This is a genomic window from Methanohalophilus sp. RSK, assembly GCF_003722075.1.
Classification (GTDB): domain Archaea; phylum Halobacteriota; class Methanosarcinia; order Methanosarcinales; family Methanosarcinaceae; genus Methanohalophilus.
The window spans coordinates 35,305-52,470 of the sequence record NZ_RDSK01000014.1 but is presented as its reverse complement, the minus strand read 5'-3'; the positions used below and the strand labels follow the sequence as shown (position 1 = coordinate 52,470).

15 protein-coding genes and 1 tRNA gene are annotated in these 17,166 nt (G+C 44.3%); 1 reads left to right on the top strand and 15 read right to left on the bottom strand.

From position 1 onward, the window contains the following. Positions 1-5: 5 nt before the first annotated feature. Together EFE42_RS07370 and EFE42_RS07365 are read right to left on the bottom strand one after the other, a co-directional pair. A complete protein-coding gene (locus EFE42_RS07370; RefSeq protein WP_123136636.1) occupies positions 6-860 on the bottom strand; it encodes a 2-oxoacid:ferredoxin oxidoreductase subunit beta in 855 nt (284 codons plus the stop codon). Position 861: 1 nt separating this feature from the next. Continuing rightward, positions 862-2,604 carry a 2-oxoacid:acceptor oxidoreductase subunit alpha gene (locus EFE42_RS07365; protein ID WP_233564772.1) on the bottom strand — a complete coding sequence of 581 codons (1,743 nt, stop codon included), beginning with the start codon at positions 2,602-2,604 and terminating at the stop codon, positions 862-864. A gap of 431 nt (positions 2,605-3,035) precedes the next feature. Here EFE42_RS07365 and EFE42_RS07360 point away from each other — a divergent pair, with 431 nt between their 5' ends. Continuing rightward, positions 3,036-3,467: a hypothetical protein gene (locus tag EFE42_RS07360; protein ID WP_148039266.1), complete on the top strand. Its 432-nt coding sequence runs from the start codon at positions 3,036-3,038 to the stop codon at positions 3,465-3,467. A gap of 20 nt (positions 3,468-3,487) precedes the next feature. On the opposite strand, the gene EFE42_RS07355 is transcribed toward EFE42_RS07360, so the two are convergent. The 13 genes from EFE42_RS07355 to EFE42_RS07295 form a co-directional block, all read right to left on the bottom strand. Further along, a tRNA-Arg gene (locus tag EFE42_RS07355) sits at positions 3,488-3,559 on the bottom strand. A 116-nt stretch (positions 3,560-3,675) separates the two neighbouring features. Further along, positions 3,676-3,876 carry a helix-turn-helix domain-containing protein gene (locus EFE42_RS07350; protein WP_123136634.1) on the bottom strand — a complete coding sequence of 67 codons (201 nt, stop codon included), beginning with the start codon at positions 3,874-3,876 and terminating at the stop codon, positions 3,676-3,678. A gap of 113 nt (positions 3,877-3,989) precedes the next feature. Continuing rightward, positions 3,990-4,301 (bottom strand): 30S ribosomal protein S10, encoded by a 312-nt coding sequence (rpsJ, locus tag EFE42_RS07345; protein ID WP_096712932.1) that lies wholly within the window; start codon positions 4,299-4,301, stop codon positions 3,990-3,992. A gap of 36 nt (positions 4,302-4,337) precedes the next feature. Next, positions 4,338-5,606 carry a translation elongation factor EF-1 subunit alpha gene (gene tuf / locus EFE42_RS07340; protein WP_123136633.1) on the bottom strand — a complete coding sequence of 423 codons (1,269 nt, stop codon included), beginning with the start codon at positions 5,604-5,606 and terminating at the stop codon, positions 4,338-4,340. Positions 5,607-5,718: 112 nt separating this feature from the next. Then, entirely contained in the window at positions 5,719-7,911 is a 2,193-nt protein-coding gene (locus EFE42_RS07335) for an elongation factor EF-2 (RefSeq protein ID WP_123136632.1), read from the bottom strand. A gap of 37 nt (positions 7,912-7,948) precedes the next feature. After that, complete coding sequence (locus EFE42_RS07330) at positions 7,949-8,509, bottom strand: 30S ribosomal protein S7 (RefSeq protein WP_370448679.1); 561 nt, start codon at positions 8,507-8,509, stop codon at positions 7,949-7,951. 5 nt (positions 8,510-8,514) lie between these two features. Further along, entirely contained in the window at positions 8,515-8,943 is a 429-nt protein-coding gene (locus EFE42_RS07325; protein ID WP_123136630.1) for a 30S ribosomal protein S12, read from the bottom strand. A gap of 42 nt (positions 8,944-8,985) precedes the next feature. Continuing rightward, entirely contained in the window at positions 8,986-9,411 is a 426-nt protein-coding gene (locus tag EFE42_RS07320; RefSeq protein ID WP_123136629.1) for a NusA-like transcription termination signal-binding factor, read from the bottom strand. Between the two features lie 19 nt (positions 9,412-9,430). Then, positions 9,431-9,718: a 50S ribosomal protein L30e gene (locus EFE42_RS07315; protein WP_123136628.1), complete on the bottom strand. Its 288-nt coding sequence runs from the start codon at positions 9,716-9,718 to the stop codon at positions 9,431-9,433. A 74-nt stretch (positions 9,719-9,792) separates the two neighbouring features. Beyond that, positions 9,793-10,920, bottom strand: coding sequence for a DNA-directed RNA polymerase subunit A'' (gene rpoA2 / locus EFE42_RS07310; RefSeq protein ID WP_370448681.1), 1,128 nt, complete (start codon positions 10,918-10,920; stop codon positions 9,793-9,795). Positions 10,921-10,950: 30 nt separating this feature from the next. Next, a complete protein-coding gene (locus EFE42_RS07305) occupies positions 10,951-13,596 on the bottom strand; it encodes a DNA-directed RNA polymerase subunit A' (RefSeq protein WP_123136753.1) in 2,646 nt (881 codons plus the stop codon). 11 nt (positions 13,597-13,607) lie between these two features. Further along, complete coding sequence (gene rpoB, locus EFE42_RS07300) at positions 13,608-15,422, bottom strand: DNA-directed RNA polymerase subunit B (RefSeq protein WP_123136752.1); 1,815 nt, start codon at positions 15,420-15,422, stop codon at positions 13,608-13,610. Further along, on the bottom strand, positions 15,415-17,055 hold the full coding sequence (locus EFE42_RS07295) for a DNA-directed RNA polymerase subunit B'' (protein ID WP_123136626.1): 1,641 nt from the start codon (positions 17,053-17,055) through the stop codon (positions 15,415-15,417). The genes rpoB and EFE42_RS07295 overlap by 8 nt, the downstream gene beginning before the upstream one ends. Positions 17,056-17,166: the final 111 nt, after the last annotated feature.

Here is a 17,166-nt window from a genome sequence, read left to right as displayed (position 1 = left end):
TACCCTCAGGAAAAATTCTCAAACACACTATCCAGCTTTGTGGAATCGTATTGTTTTGCTATAAGTGGCCCGCTTTTAAGTACATCCAGTTTGGACTCGAATGGCTCTGAATCCCGCTTATAGAACACACCTGTGGGAATCCGGTCACCCCATTCAAGAGCTTTCTCAAAGGCTGCCATCCTGTTTGCAGGATCATGCCCATCGTCTTCCATTTTGTAAACTCGGTCATGATACCACTTGTATGTATTGAGTTTATTGAAGGTAACACAAGGCTGAAGAACATCCACAAGGGAAAATCCCTTGTAGGAAATCGCCTGTGAGAGCAATGATGAAAGATGATCGACATCCCCGGCAAATCCTCGTGCCACGAAGGGACAATCCAGGGATATAGCAACTGCAAGAGGATTGAAAGGGGTATGGAGAACACCATGTGTCTGCACCTTGGTTTTCATGCCCAATTCACTTGTAGGGGAGGCCTGGCCTTTGGTCAAACCGTATATCTGGTTGTCATGTGCTATCAAAGTAATATCGGGATTACGACGTATGGCATGTATGAAGTGGTTTCCTCCCTCACCATAGGAATCCCCGTCACCACCTACTGCAATCACAGTGAGCTCAGGATTGGCAACTTTTGCTCCAGTAGCCGGAGGCAGGGTCCTGCCATGAAGGCTGTTGAAGGTATTGCATTTCAGGTAATGTGGTAATTTACCCGACTGGCCGATTCCTGATACCATTAAAACTTCATGGGGCTTTTTGCCAAGGTCCACAAGAGAGTGTTTCACAGCCTCAAGTATGTTGAAATTGCCACACCCGGGACACCATTCAGTTTCACCGTCTTTATAGTCTTCCATTGTTACCATTTCAGATTACCCCCATTCCTTTAAGTTCCCTGATTACCGATTGTGGTGTAAAGGGCAAGCCATCATACCTTAACATATTCTTTGAAACTTCAAACCCTAATTCAGCCCGCAGCAGGTGTGCAAATTGGCCTGTTGCATTATTTTCCACGCATATAGTGGTATTCAACCCATCCAGTAAACTGACAGTATCATGAGAAAATGGATAAATATCACTAAAATGAATCAAATTTATGGGTACTTCATCACGATTCAGGATGTCAACTGCCTCTGCAAGGGGACCATAGGTAGATCCCCAGCCTATCAGGGAAACATCTGCTCCATCTATACCATGAATAGCTGGCATCTGCATTTCATCCGTAAGGCCATCTACCTTGCGCAGACGTTTTTCATTCATACGAATGCGGTTACCAGTAGTCTGATCGATATGACCTGCTTCGTTGTGCTCATCACTATCTGCAACCACCCGTGCACCGTTCTGGCCGGGTATAGCCCTCGGTGATATACCCGATTCGGTAATTGTATATCTCTGGTAGTCACTGCCCACAAATCTGTCTTCCAGAAGATGCCTGTTAATCTTCAGGTCGGATGTATCGAACCTCTCATAGGTAAAAAGACCATCTGCAAGATGCTGGTCACTCAATATCAGGACTGGAATCTGGTATTTTTCAGCTATGTCAAATGCCCGTCTTGTCTGGTTGAAGGCATCCTTTGCCGTACGAGGGGCAAGTACACAACGGGGAAATTCCCCCTGTGCCGCATGAAGCACAAAATTAAGGTCCCCCTGTTCGGTCATTGTGGGAAGACCGGTAGCCGGCCCGGGACGCTGGCCCAGAAAGATGACAACCGGTGTCTCAGTGATGCCGGAGAGACCCAGTCCTTCTGTCATCAGGCAGAAACCTCCACCTGAGGTAGTGGTCATGGCACGCACCCCTGCAAAGGATGCTCCGATGGCCATATTTATGGCAGCTATCTCATCCTCGGCCTGCTCCACAACAGCATTGAAATCATCCGCATGTGCTGCTACACGGGTCATCACACCGGTTGAAGGGGTCATGGGATAGGCTGAAAGGAATTGCACTCCTGCAGCAAGGGCCCCCACTCCCACGCTGTCATTACCATTTATCAAAATCCGCCTGTTAGTCGGTTGTGGGTTGAGATTATAGTTACAAATCCCTTCGAATTTACCATTTTTTACATAATCATAACCTGCTTCTGCTGCCTTGATGTTTTTTTCTACAACCTCATCGCCTTTCCTTTTGAAAGTCTCGGAAAGGAATTTTTTAAGTGTTACAAGATCACAGCAAAGCAGGCCAAATACAGCTCCTACAGCAACGGTATTTGAAAATAATTTTTTACCACTTACATCCTTTGCGATTTCCGTGAAAGGAACAGATATGATCTTTTCATCTACATTGTCCCCGACAATGGATTCATCGGCAAGCACAAAGCCTTCTTTGACCTCATCAATATGCTCAGGAATTGTCTGGTTGTCCAGGGCCACCAATATGTCTATCTTTTCATCCAGTGCATATACAGGATGATTACTCACCCTTATGTGGAAATAATTGTGTCCGCCCCGCACCCTGGAAAGATAGAACTGATTTCCATAAACATAGAAACCATCCCTTACCAATGTTCTTGAAAGAACCGATCCTATGGTTTGTATGCCCTGACCGGCTTCTCCACCTATTTTTATGTTTATATCGACGATAATGATTCCCCCTAAAATAACACCATTAAACAAAAAGCCATTGTAATAATGTTGAAACCTGAAATATAAATAATGATGGTTAAAAGAGACTTTCAGCTATAGCATGTTCAAATTACACAAAATCAATATCTAAATACCCTATATAGACACGCTTATTCTGAGTTTGCCTAAAGACTTCCATTTAATCTTCTATATATACAATTAAAAGTAACCAGGTTACTAATCAGCTTACTCAGACCTAAAAGTTACGTAGCTGATGAAGAATCAGATGAAAGTGAATAAATATATCCTTTATCAATTTTTCACTGGAATACAATATATTATACATTTATAGTATGAACATACTAAAGTAAAAAGGCGGTTTGTCACCCAGAAGCCAAATCTGGCTTCAAAACAGTAAGATTTATGTGCTTTTCCCTGATTGAGTTAAGAAATACTTATACTGCATAAAATACAAACCTCATATGAAGAAAAAAAGAGAACGAGGTAACAATATGGAAGAAATTGACCTTTATCTGAATAAAATCAATGATTGCACAATAACGCCTTCTGATATAGACCTGGTTATTAAAATGCTCAATGAGGATACCAAGAAGGGAAGGATCAAAGCTACAAAGGAAGATATTCAATGGTTTGAAATATACAAGTTTGGTCTGGAAGAACTCGAACTTGAAAAAAGTGGCGAATCTAAGATGCAGGTTGGGGACTGGAGAAATAACCTCAATTACAGCAAGGCCAGATTCTTTGTGGATGAAATGGACGAATTGGGCTTGATTGAAAACGTCTCATGGCATACGCAGGGAGTAGTCATATTTGACATCAAAAATACAAATGTCTACAGGATTCATCTTTTTAAGAAAATAAAGAATGCCCTATGTGAACTGTACGGCCTGTAAAAACAGGCATCTCTTTTTTAAGGACCTGCCGGGAATCGAACCCGGGTTCTAAGCTCCGGAGGCTAAAGTGATATCCTCTACACTACAGGTCCATCAGATTTGCTTTTATTGAGTAAAGATGGATATAAAGTTTATCCTGATAAATAAGTGAGATCCTTGGTCGGACAGTACAAGTACAAATGGCCTGCACTTATGCTCGGGAAAGCAATCATTTCTCAGATACAGAGTAATAGCACCTTTTAGGGGAACTTACTAGCCCTTTTTTCTTAAGTTTGGTTATTGTCTTGCTGACTATTTTCATATCAATACCTGCAGTTTCGGCAACCTCACCGGATCGCATTGGTTTGCCGCTTTCTTTTAATGCATTATAGACCTTACCTTCGGTTTCATCCTTTATTATTTCTGACATATAGATCACTCAGGATAAGAAGTAAATTTAATAAATATAATTAACGGTGTGAAAATGTGCAGGAATAGAGAAATAACAATTATTAAAAACAAAAGAAGGAGAGGGAAATTCCCTCAATTCTGAAGAACGATTTCAATATTGATGTCCTTGGGCACCTGAATGCGCATTAGCTGCCTGAGAGCACGCTCATCTGCAGCTATGTCGATCAGGCGTTTGTGCACACGCATTTCCCAGTGATCCCAGGAAGCGGTTCCGTCACCACTTGGGCTCTTGCGTGCTGGTACCACCATTTTTTTGGTGGGCAGCGGGACAGGCCCGGCTATACTTACACCTGTGCGTTCAGCGATGGATTTTACCTGATCGCAGACACCGTCCAGGTTTACCGGATCAATTCCCGACAGTCTTATTCTTGCTTTCTGTGCCATTATTCATTTTCCCCCTAAAAAGGGTAAATTGAGTGTTTACTTTTTCTCTTTAACACTCATGCACATACCGGCAGCGATGGTCATACCCATATCACGGATAGCGAACCTTCCGAGCTGTGGGATTTCCTTGACAGGTTCAATGACCATTGGCCTTGTTGGCTTGACTGTTATGATTGCTGCGTCACCAGCCTTGATGAAGGTTGGGTTTTCTTCTTTGACCTGACCGGATTTTGGATCCAGTTTCTTGTCAATGGACATCAGTGTACAGGCAGTCTGGGTTGTGTGGCAGTGGAATACAGGTGTGTAACCGATTGTGACTGCAGATGGGTGTTGCAGAACAACAACCTGACCTGTGAATTCATCAGCGACTGTTGGTGGATTCTTGGATTCACCACAGACATCTCCACGCCTGACATCGGCTTTACCGACACCTCTGACGTTCCATCCGATATTGTCACCAGGTCTGGCTTCGGGTGCTTCTTCGTGGTGCATCTCAATGGACTTTACTTCACCGCTTGCTCCACTTGGCATGAATGTGACCATCTGGCCTTTCTTCATTACACCGGTTTCTACACGACCTACAGGTACTGTACCGATACCGGAAATTGTGTATGCATCTTGTACAGGCACACGGAGAGGCAGATCATCTGGAGATTCTGGAAGTTTTAGACTATTCAGGCACTCGAGGATAGTTGGACCGTTGTACCATGGAGTATTGGAACTGTTCTTAGATACATTGTCACCTTCAAAGGCAGAAGTTGGAATGAATGGGACATCTGCAGCTTTGAAACCGACCATACCCAAAAGTTCGGATACATCCTTTTTGACCTGGTTGTACTTGTCCTCACTGTAGTCAGTTGCATCCATCTTGTTAACAGCAATAATGAGCTGGTTGATACCGAGGGTCCTGGAAAGGAATACGTGTTCCTTTGTCTGTGCCATTACACCGTCTGTTGCTGCTACCACAAGGATTGCGGCATCTGCCTGGGATGCACCGGTGATCATGTTCTTAACAAAGTCACGGTGACCTGGGCAATCCACAATCGTAAAGTAGTACTTGTCTGTGTCAAACCTCTTGTGGGCGATATCAATGGTGATACCCCTCTCACGTTCTTCTTTGAGAGAGTCCATGACCCATGCAAAAGCAAATGATTCTTTTCCTTTCTCTTTTGCTTCTTCTCTGAATTTGTCGATAACGTGCTGTGGAATTGCACCGGTTTCGTACATAAGCCTACCGACAAGAGTGGACTTTCCGTGGTCGATGTGACCGATAACTGCTAAGTTCATATGTGGTTTGTCTGCCATATATCGATTCTCCTTCTAATTTGATGTTATTATAGGGTTTTTTGTCTGTAATAGTCGTTAATAGGTTTAAATCTTTCTAACGACATTATAAAGTAAGAAGGGGGTTCCCTCCTCACATACTAAGGAAATCTTCAGGCTGCGGGACGCCTGCCTTGAGACCTTTCCTTTCTCTTATCTCATTAACTATCTCTGCAACCATATTGGCAGGCAGAGAGTCAAATCCTGCAAATTCAGTACTCCACATGGCACGACCTTCGGTTGCAGAACGTATATCACCTGCAAAACCGAAAAGTTCTGATACCGGAGCCTTGGATTCGATCACTGTAGTGTCACCTTCAGATGTCATATTCACTATGATTCCACGACGACCCTGAATTTCTTTGGTTGCGCCGCCCATCTGTTCCTGTGGCACCTGGATAAATACTTTCTGGTACGGTTCAAAGAGAACATCTTCTGCCAGCAGCATTGCCGCCTGGATAGCCTGTCTTGATGCAGGAATTACCTGTGCAGGACCACGGTGGACAGCATCTTCGTGGAGTTTGGCATCCATAAGTTTGACTTTTACACCCATGCATGGCTCCCTGGCAAGAGGACCTTCTTTCATAACCTCTGTGAAACCTTCAAGAATCAATTCCATTGTTTCGTTCAGATACTGAATACCCTTGGTCATGTCAAGGAAGATATTGCTTTCATAAATATCTACAAGGCCTTTGGCCCCTTCCTTGCTCATACCGGCATTCATTAGCAGTTCCCTTCTTTCAAGCTCGGGCATCCTCATGCTGATTTCGCCGTCCTTGATAAGTTTGATGATTTCAGGGTCAAGTGGCTCAATCTCGATATAGAACCTGTTATGCCTGTTAGGGGACTTTCCTTCAACCGGACCTGCATGAGATTTTACAGATTCACGGTAAACAACGATTGGAGGGGTGGTAGTGATTTCTACACCCTTGTCACGTTGAATCCTGTGGCCAATGACTTCAAGGTGTAATTCACCCATTCCTGCCAGAAGGTGCTCACCGGTTTCTTCGTCGAGTTTGATCTGAAGGGTTGGGTCCTCTTTAGCTACCTGACGTAAGACCTCTACCAATTTTGGAAGATCCTTCATATGTTTGGCTTCAACAGCCACTGTTACCACAGGTTCACTTGCATGCTGGATGCTTTCAAATGGCATCATATCTTCCAGGGTTGTGACAGTAGAACCTACGATAGCATCCTTAAGACCTGTTACAGCAGCAATGTTACCTGCGGGAATCTTTTCCACTTCCAGCCTTTCAGGACCCATAAACACACCAACCTGCTGGATTCTGTTTTTGGCGGTTGTTCCTGAAACGTTAACTTCCATACCCCTGGTTAAGGAGCCACTGAAGAGCCTTCCTGTAGCAACTTCACCTGCATGTGGATCCATTGCAATATCGGTAACCATGAAAGCAATATCTCCATTTGCATCGGCATCTTTCATTGACTTGCCTATTTCAGAGGTCTTATCGCCATGCCAGATGGCACCGACACGTCCTTCCTGTGCCTCGATCGGACTTGGAAGATGCCTGATTACCATATCGTTGACTGCTTCATGGAGAGGACATTTTTCAGCAAGTGTCTTCATATCTTCATTGCGGCAGTATTCATAAACGTCATTGAAACTTACACCGGTCTTCTGCATCATTGGAACACTGATTGCCCAGTTATAAAGAGCTGAACCGAATGCAACAGTACCGCCTGTAGCATCGACTTTCCAACCGGCCTTATAACGTTCCTCATTCATACCTTTGATGAGTTTGTTAACAAGATCAATAAGCTTCCCGAGACGCATCTGCATTTCCTGTCCGCCTTCCTGAAGTTCATTAATCAGGCGATCAACTTTGTTAATGAAAAGTACGGGTCTTACGTGTTCCTTAAGTGCCTGTCTCAGAACAGTCTCAGTCTGTGGCATTGTGCCTTCAACAGCATCTATTACAACAACAGCACCATCCACTGCACGCATGGCACGTGTAACATCGCCACCGAAGTCAACGTGACCGGGGGTGTCTATGAGATTAATGAGGTATTCATTGTTATCATATTCGTGCACCATTGAAACGTTAGCTGAATCAATGGTAATACCTCTTTCCTGTTCTTCCTCATCAGAGTCCATGAAAAGTTGTCTTCCGGCAAGATCCTGGGAAATCATCCCTGCGCCTGCCAAAAGATTATCTGATAAAGTGGTTTTACCATGATCGATGTGTGCTACAATACCGATATTTCGGACCATATCGGGATTACTCATAAGCGCTTTTACACGCTCTACCATTTTTTTCCTTCGTCCCATAACTACAACCTACGCAGTAATTCACTATAATATAAGATTAACGTGCAGCCTTTGCAACCCGTTCTTTTGCATCTTTCCTGTTCACAGAGAAGCACTTTGCATCCCCGTTTGATGCTGCGATAAGTTCTGTCGCAAGGCAGCTGGCAAATGAACGTTTGGATTTGAAAGATGTCTGTTTGGTACCCATAGCAATATACCTCAGTGCAGAGTCTACTCTTCTCTGAGGTGCTGTATCCACCGCTTTTGGTACAGAGATTCCACCGTATTTAAGACGTACTACCTCTTCCCTTGGACCAGTATGGGAAATTGCCTCAACAAGTACCTGAACAGGATTTTTGTCCGTTTTGGAATGGATAATATCAAAAGCATCTTTTACACCAGTCATTGTGCACTGCTTCTGACCTGTATTCTCCTCTCCGCGCATCAGACTGGTAATAAGTCTTTCAACAATTGAAAGATCGGACTTATTGAACTGCTGTTTTGCGTGCCTGCCACCTGTATTGGGAATTGCAATTGGATCGACATTCACATACCTTCTGAGACCGGGATCGGCCACTTCAACCTCAGTCATATCCCATTTTCCGAATAATTTATTCATAAGAATTATCTCCTTGGCTTCTCCTTTTTGCCGATGACCATCTCATTCAAACTGACGTTATTAACAGCTGTGACCTTAAAGCGCACACCGGGAATATCACCCTTTGCACCACCCATGCGTCCACCAATCCTTTCCACTGTTATTTCGTCATGTTCATCAATGAAATTGATGGCACCATCCCCGGGACAGAAAGCAGTTGCCTGCCTACCGTTCTTGATCAGTTGAATCCTTACACATTTCCTGATAGCAGAGTTGGGCTGTTTGGCTTCAATACCTACCTTTTCCAGCACAATACCGCGCCCTTGGGGAGCTCCTGATAAAGGATCAGACTTTACATTCAGTCCAAGGGTTCGCCTGCTGTAGCGAGTATCTTTCCACCTTGCATTTTTACGTGTCGCTTTAAGTTTATGAGCTGCATATTTTCCATTTGTCATTTAGTATCCTCCAATAGATGAGTTAAATATTTGAAACCCGGATTATTGTAATATTAAATCTTCGATATCATGATGACGGTTTACAATCCTTTTTATCTTATCAATATTTCGACCGCTTTTCCCGATGGCCAGACCTTTATTCATACTGGAAACCTCTACATAGGCAACCTTTTTATCGTTTTTATCACTGATTTCTACAGATTCTGTAGGAATCGTGCCAAATGCGTTCTTGATGAAGGTTACCGGATCATCGGAATACTCTATTAAATCCACGTGCTTGTCGACTGCTTTTTTGAAGCGGTTAATATTATCTCCATGCTTCCCGATTGCAGCACCCATATCGCCATTGTTGACCACGCAGATAATTCGATCATCGTCTATAAGACAATCCTTAATGGGCGCCCCGGTCATACTTTCAAACAGGGCTATATATCTGATAGCATCTGTTGAAAGTTTGATATCACTCAAAAATAAAACACCCTCTATTTTAAACTAATCCTATAATATCAGATTCACCAGCATCAACGATTGCCATGGCGGTGATTGTGTACGGTTTACCACAAACAGTGCCAAGATCCATACTTGAACCTGCGTATTTAAGTACTGGTAAATCTGTTACCTCGATCTTTTCCCTGATGTATGCCGGGCAGTTTGCAGAAACTACTACCATTTTTGCATCTCCGTTTGTAGCTACATCAATGGTCCTGTTTGCCCCGACCACAACATCTCCTGTCCTAATGACTTTCAGCAATGCCTTATCAACATTAATATCCATATAGATCAACCCTTTTGAATTTAAGATTGGTACTTTAATACCTGATTCCTTATATCTAGTTTCTGGTTACAGTTTCATCCCTGTAGAGGATTTCTGGAAACGAGATGAACATCTCCTGTTCCGAGTTTGATTGGCTGGCCGACAATAATATTCTCAGTAACACCATTCAATTCATCGACCTCTCCACGCAAACCTGCATCAAGCAAATGATTTACAGTTACTTCGAAAGCTGCACGTGCAAACACACTGGCTTTTTCACCGGATATTCCATGACGCCCTATCTGTTTTACTTCGCCGTCACAGGACATTATGTCCGCCACCAGCATAATATGCCTCACATCAACTTCAAGACCCTGTTCACGCAGGGTATCTGTAGCCTCTTTGATTATTGCATTTCTTGCAGCTTCGATTCCAAAGACCTCATAGATTTCCCCGATGTTATTGGTGCTTGTCCTTGCGGGATCTATACCATCAATCTCAAGAACTTTCTTGAGTTCGGAACCTTCTGTATAGAGCCTGTATTCACCATCCTCTTTTCTGACAACTACTCTCTTGATGCCATCAATACCCTTCAAAGTAATGGTATTGATCTTCTTTGCAAGCTGTAATAGCTCACGATAGGAGGGTTCTTTCAGTTTAATAAGAAGCTGGTTGGAAACTTCACTGGCCTGGACAACGGAAACACCAAGACCATGCTCAAGTTTCTCCATTACCGATTCAATACCTACTTCCCTTTTATTCATTGCCTTTTCATTCAAATCAATAACAAGCTGCATATTAGGAAGATCAGTAGTGACATCGGCAAGGTGCTCAACATGTGTAGCTTCAATCATCCAGGCAATCTTGTTTGCAAAAGCCCTGTCTTCGAGATACTCTTTGTCAAGATGGACGGTCATCATTGGTGTACTGGGACGTTTACGTGCATCAACAATCTCAATCAACCTGGGCAAACCCAGTGTAACATTGATCTCAGCCACGCCAGCATAGTGGAAAGTACGCATTGTCATCTGTGTACCCGGCTCACCAATCGATTGTGCAGAAATAACACCTACAGCTTCACAGGGTTCCACACAGGATTTATCATAAGTTTCCAGGAGTTTTTCAATAATCTCCCCCATCTGTTTCTTATTTACACTCGCTTTCACCGAATCACTAATAAGAGTCTGCTTTACATCACTGGGAAGAGGTAAGTCTTTGACCATACCTTCAATTGTTGCTTCCTGAAGTACCATTTATTTCACCTCCTTACCAGTAACAGAACTTACTATGTTATGTACCGTATCCTTACTGTTGTAATCGCTCTTGGTGGAATCTATACCATCCTCTCCGTACTTGAACTGTACGATAACACCACGTGTTTCACGTACTGAACGATCATATTGTACTTCGAGGTCCTGAAGAGCGTTTACAAGACGACGCTGAAGATAACCGGACTGGGATGTACGCACCGCAGTATCAACGAGACCTTCCCTACCTCCCACTGCATGGAAGAAGTATTCCGTAGGGTTTAAGCCACTCTTATAGCTGGACTTTACGAAACCATGTGCATCAGCACCAAGGTCACCTCTATCAAAGTGTGGCAGTGTACGGCCTTCATAGCCTCTCCTGATACGCTCACCACGCACAGCCTGCTGACCCACACAGGCTGCCATCTGTGTCAGGTTCAGCATGGAACCACGTGCACCGGATTTTGCCATAATCACAGCAGAATTTTCCAGACCCAGATGGTTTCCTGCAATGGTACCGGTATGATCCCTCGCCTTACCCAGAGATTGCATGATCTTAAGCTCGATGGTTTCAGCGAGAGTCCGACCCGGAAGGGGTTCAAGTTCTTTTGCTTCATAAGCTTGAATAAGTTCTGCAACTTCGTTTTCAGCACGTTCAAGTTCCTCATCGATATTCAGTCTTGCTTCACGAGGAATGTCCTCATCACTGATACCGAAACTAAGGCCAGTACGCATCACACCACGAATCGCAAGCCTGGTTACATCGTCCACAAACCGGGCAGCTTCGGTTGCACCATATCTTTTCACAATGGAGTCGAGAATCTTGCCCTTAAAAGCACCGATTGCTTTCTCATCGATAGTTCCGGCCACCAGTTCACCATTTTCAACCACCACATAAGAATCGTACTCACAATCCCTGCCCTTGCATACATCACACTTGAAACATACATTGGCCTTAAATTCAAGATTGAGATCATTTGGAAGAATCTGGCTGAAAATCTGTTTGCCTGTCCAGAAAGGATCCCCTGTATCATTATGGCCTGCAGGCTCCGGGAGCTCACGTACTTCTGATTTACGTAAAAGTTCCAGAGCATCATTCTTACTGATCATCTTTTCATTACGCGTCAGCAGGAACATACCTGAAATATGGTCATGAATACCACCTATGATAGGACCCCCAAAACGAGGAGACAGGATGTTTTCCTGAACCTGCATCAAAATGCTTGCTTCTGCACGTGATTCTTCCGTCTGCAGAACGTGCATATTCATTTCATCGCCGTCAAAGTCCGCATTGTAAGGAGGACAGACAGATGGATTAAGTTTGAACGTCTTATTTGGCAAAACCTTGACTTTATGTGCCATTATACTCATTTTATGAAGAGAAGGCTGCCTGTTAAAGAGAACAATATCCCCATCCTGCATCTGCCTTTCAACTGTCCAGCCAGGTTCAAGTTTTTCAGCAAGTTCTTCCTTGTTGGCTTCAGTGATCTTGAGCCGACGACCGTCTTCACGGAATACATAATTAGCACCAGGATGAGTTTCTCCCCCTCTTGCAACATATGCACGCATCATTTCAAGGTTTCTGGAGATAATCCTTACAGGAATTGTCATTTGTTTGGCAATTGCATAGGGTACACCCACCTCATTGATACTAAGATTGGGATCCGGAGATATAACCGTACGTGCAGAGAAATTCACACGTTTACCGGAAAGACTTCCCCTGAAACGACCTTCCTTTCCTTTAAGACGCTGTGTAAGAGTCTTTAGGGGACGACCAGACCTGTGTCTTGCCGGAGGGACACCTGAAACTTCGTTGTCAAAGAATGTAGTAAGGTGATACTGCAACAGTTCCCAGAGGTCCTCTATAATAAGTTGTGGCGCACCTGCATCACGATTTTCCTGAAAACGCTGGTTTATACGAATAATATCCACAAGTTTGTGAGTTAGATCATCTTCACTACGCTGACCTGATTCCAGAGTAATAGAAGGACGAACTGTTACAGGAGGAACTGCGAGCACTGTAAGAACCATCCATTCAGGTCTTGCAGAAACAGGATCCATACCCATGACCTTTAGGTCATCATCCGGGATATGTTCAAGACGATCACGGATTTCAGTCGGTGTCAACTTGTAATCATTCTCTATGTAATCCGAGGGTTTTTCGAATTTTATTTCAAGTTGCTCTTCACCACAATAAGGGCAAATCTTGGTCTTTCGTGCTTCCTTGAATACATTATTAATCAGATCATCAGGCAGATGACTCATTACATCCAGTTTGGCAAACTGATTAAGATAGGCCTTCTTCTGTTTGTCTTCAAGAAGAAGATGGCTGCAGTTACGACAGGTCGAACGTAGTATTTTTCTTATTATCTTATTAAATCCTACATGGAGTACCGGTGCCACAAGTTCAATATGACCGAAGTGGCCCGGACATTCACCGGCCCGACCTCCACAGGTCTTACACTTCAGACCCGGATCTATAACACCCAGTCTAAGATCCATTAAACCCATGTCAATCGGATAACCATCGTCGTCATATGTGTCAGCAGTAATAATAGAAGTAACACTCATTTTACGGATTTCCCGTGGAGACAGGAGACCGAATCTGATTGCACCAATTCTCTGGGGAATAGAGGGTATAGTATTATCCATTGATATCACCATCACACAGCATCATCAAGTCTGAGCCTCGGAGCTACTCCAAGGGATTTGATTTCATCCAGCAAAAGCTTGAATGCATAGCTCATTTCTACACGGTGGATGTCCGTTTCTGATCCACAGTTTGAACAGTACCTCACATTACGCCTGCGGTCAAAGGTCGCGATCATGCCACAATTACTACAGACAAGCTCTTCAACCTTATCAGATTCATCAAGCAACCTTTCTTTAAGGGCCATCGCCGCACCATGGCCAATAAGCACATCCCTTTCCATTTCACCAAACCGCAGACCACCTTCACGGGCACGTCCTTCGGTTGGCTGGCGTGTGAGAACCTGAACCGGACCACGGGACCTTGCATGTATCTTGGATGCTACCATGTGGTGCAGCTTCTGATAAAGGATAACACCAACAAAGATATCGGCCTGGACCTTTTTACCGGTCACACCATCGTAAAAGACTTCTTTACCGGTGTGCGAAAAACCATGTTTCTGTAAACCTGAACGCAGGTCATCTTCCTTTTCCCCGGAAAAGGCAGTTGCATTGATACGTCTTCCTTCTACAGATCCTACTTTACCACCGATCATTTCCAGAACATGTGCAACTGTCATACGTGAAGGGATTGCATGAGGATTGATCACCAGATCCGGAACCATTCCGGATTCTGTGAAGGGCATATCGTGATATGGAACTATAAGTCCGATTACTCCTTTCTGACCGTGCCTTGAAGCAAACTTGTCACCGATCTCAGGAATCCTCTGATCCCTGACCTTTACCTTGGTGAGCCTGGTACCGTTAATGGATTCTGTAAGCAGGACAGTATCAACCACACCCCTTTCATTGGAACGCATGGTGATTGCACTTTCCCTCCTCTGTTCTACGGTGATACCGAAATCCGTTTGTTCTTCAAGGAAACGCGGAGGACTGGTCTTACCAATCAATACTGAATTAGGCCCAACTTTGGTCTCCGGATTGACAAGCCCGTCAACATCCAGGTTCGCATAGGCTTCCGCACTACGTGCACCCCTGTATTCAGAATCGGGAATCTCAAATTTATCTTCCTGTCCACCGGGATAACGACGTTCTTCGCCCTCAAAAGTCCTGAGGAAGTGGCTTCTACCCAAGCCTCTTTCAATGGATCCTTTGTTGAAAACCAGTGCATCTTCAATATTATAACCTTCATAGGACATTACAGCCACAACGAAGTTCTGACCCGCAGGCCTTTCATCAAAGTGAATTGATTCGCATGTCTGCGTGCGTGTGAGTGCTTTCTGGGGATAATGTAACACATGGGCACGAGTATCAGGCCTGAGTTTCAGGTTGGAAGTGGACACACCAATACATTGTTTGATCATAGCCGAACCCATGGTAATCCTGGGTGATGCATTATGTTCCGGGTACGGGACCATACCTGCACAGATTCCTAGAATCAGAGAGGGATCAATTTCAAGGTGTGTGTGTTTGGGAGTAATGTCACTCTCATAGAGAGCCACATATGCATTTTCTTCTTCTTCGGCATCCAGATATTCAATCAGACCCTGTCTGATGAGATCTGCACTCGTCAAATCTCCGCTTTTGAGCTTATCAATATGATCTTCAGTAACAAGAGGCAAGCCGCTTTTCACTACTACAAGTGCCCTTCTTGCCCTACCTATATCGGAATTGATGATCACTTCATGAATATCTTCATGAAGGGTTACATTTACCTGTCTGGAAAGCATACCGGCCCTTCTTTGCTTGCGAATATCTTCCACAAGATTGACAGGATCAGGATGTGTGCCTATTAATTCACCATTCAGGAATACTTTGGCATCAGTCACCAAGAATCACCCCCCCTTTACCGAGAGATTCCTTACCACTATCATCAGTAATATCCTGATAACCAGGGGTTTTAATCAAATCATCTACTGGCATTTCATGTTCCTCTACATCAGTTCCTAGCTCATTGGAATAATTAAGGATCTTTTCAGGCACATGAAGCTGCGCCGGTGCCACACCAAGACCATAAAGCACATTTTTCACTTTATCGAAATCATCCGCCCCTGTGGATAGTTCCACCATCTGGGCAAAATTTTTCACCAAACCACAGTTGGGACCTTCTGGTGTTTCTGAAGGACACAATCTGCCCCACTGAGTAGAGTGCAGGTCACGGGCTTCAAAGTGAGGTTGTGCTCTGGAGAGGGGAGATATTACTCGTCTCAGGTGGGAAAGTGTAGAAATATAATCAGTACGATCAAGCAACTGGGATACACCACTCCTTCCTCCAACCCAATTCCCTGTTGCAAGGGGATGCTGGAGGCGGTCTGTAAGGACATCTGCCCTGACCAACGTGGAAACATTCAATTCCCTGTTCCTCATGTTTGCTCTTTCAAGCTGGTATTTGACATCACGTGTCAGACGGTTGAAAGCCACCCTGAAGAGATCTTCCAGCAAGTCACCTGTTAGTTTCAGGCGTTTGTTGGAATAGTGATCCTTATCATCCGCACTACGGCGGTCAAGAGCCAGTTCAAAACATGATTCGGCCATGCGACCCAGGAAATGGGCTTTTGCCACCCTGTCCTCCGGTTCATTACCAAGATGAGGAAGCAGATACCTGTCAATAACATAATTTGCCCTCTTGACCTGATACTCGCTTGCCTGACCGGAGGCCACCCTCATACCGATCTTCTCAACCGCTTCTTCTACTGTATCTACTTCCGACTCTTCGAGATTTTCGAACATGAACTTCATTATTTCCGGGTCTGTTGAAACCGTCTTGACGACATCTTCATCTGTTTCAATACCAAGAGCCCTGAGAAGAGTGATGAAATTAATCCTTCCGGAGATGGAGGGGAAAGAAACTTCCAGCAGGGCTTTCCTGCCTCTTTCAACCACCACAAGTGCCCTGTAGCCTCTGCGCTGGGAGAAAACCTTTGCAACTTCTATGCGATCCCCGTAACGCTCTCCGATTTCGGCCAGTATCTTGTTGGGTGCAAGATCCTCCAGGGTCATAACTACCCTTTCGGTACCATTAACGATAAAGTAGCCCCCTGGATCAAGCGGATCCTCACCGTGTTCGATCATTTCCTCATCATCGATTCCAACAAGATTACATATCTCGGATTTGATCATAACCGGTAGTTGTCCAATTTTGGCTTCCCTTGGTTCGGATTCTTCTCCACCTTTGACCACGGACATTTCGAGGAAAAGAGGAGCAGAATAAGAAAGGTTTCGGAGTCTGGCCTCATTGGGGTAGAGGTTTTCAATTGCACCATCCGCCTCCTTGACAACCGGTTTTTCAACCCTGATGCGGCCTAACTTGACGTATATATCCTCAATGTCAGTCTCGATGACATGTTGTTCATCGATAACTTTCTGAAGACCGCTTTTTAAGAACTTGTTATATGAATCGATATGGTGTTGTACGATTTTATCCCTTGTAAAATAGGCTTCCGACAGAAAACTGGTATCCAAAGCGATGCTAGCACCTTCTTTTAAGTTAATATAGAATATTCAGGCAAACAACATAGAGCATGCGAATGTAAGCGTAAGAACAAAATCAATGAACGGGACAGAACCCGGCGA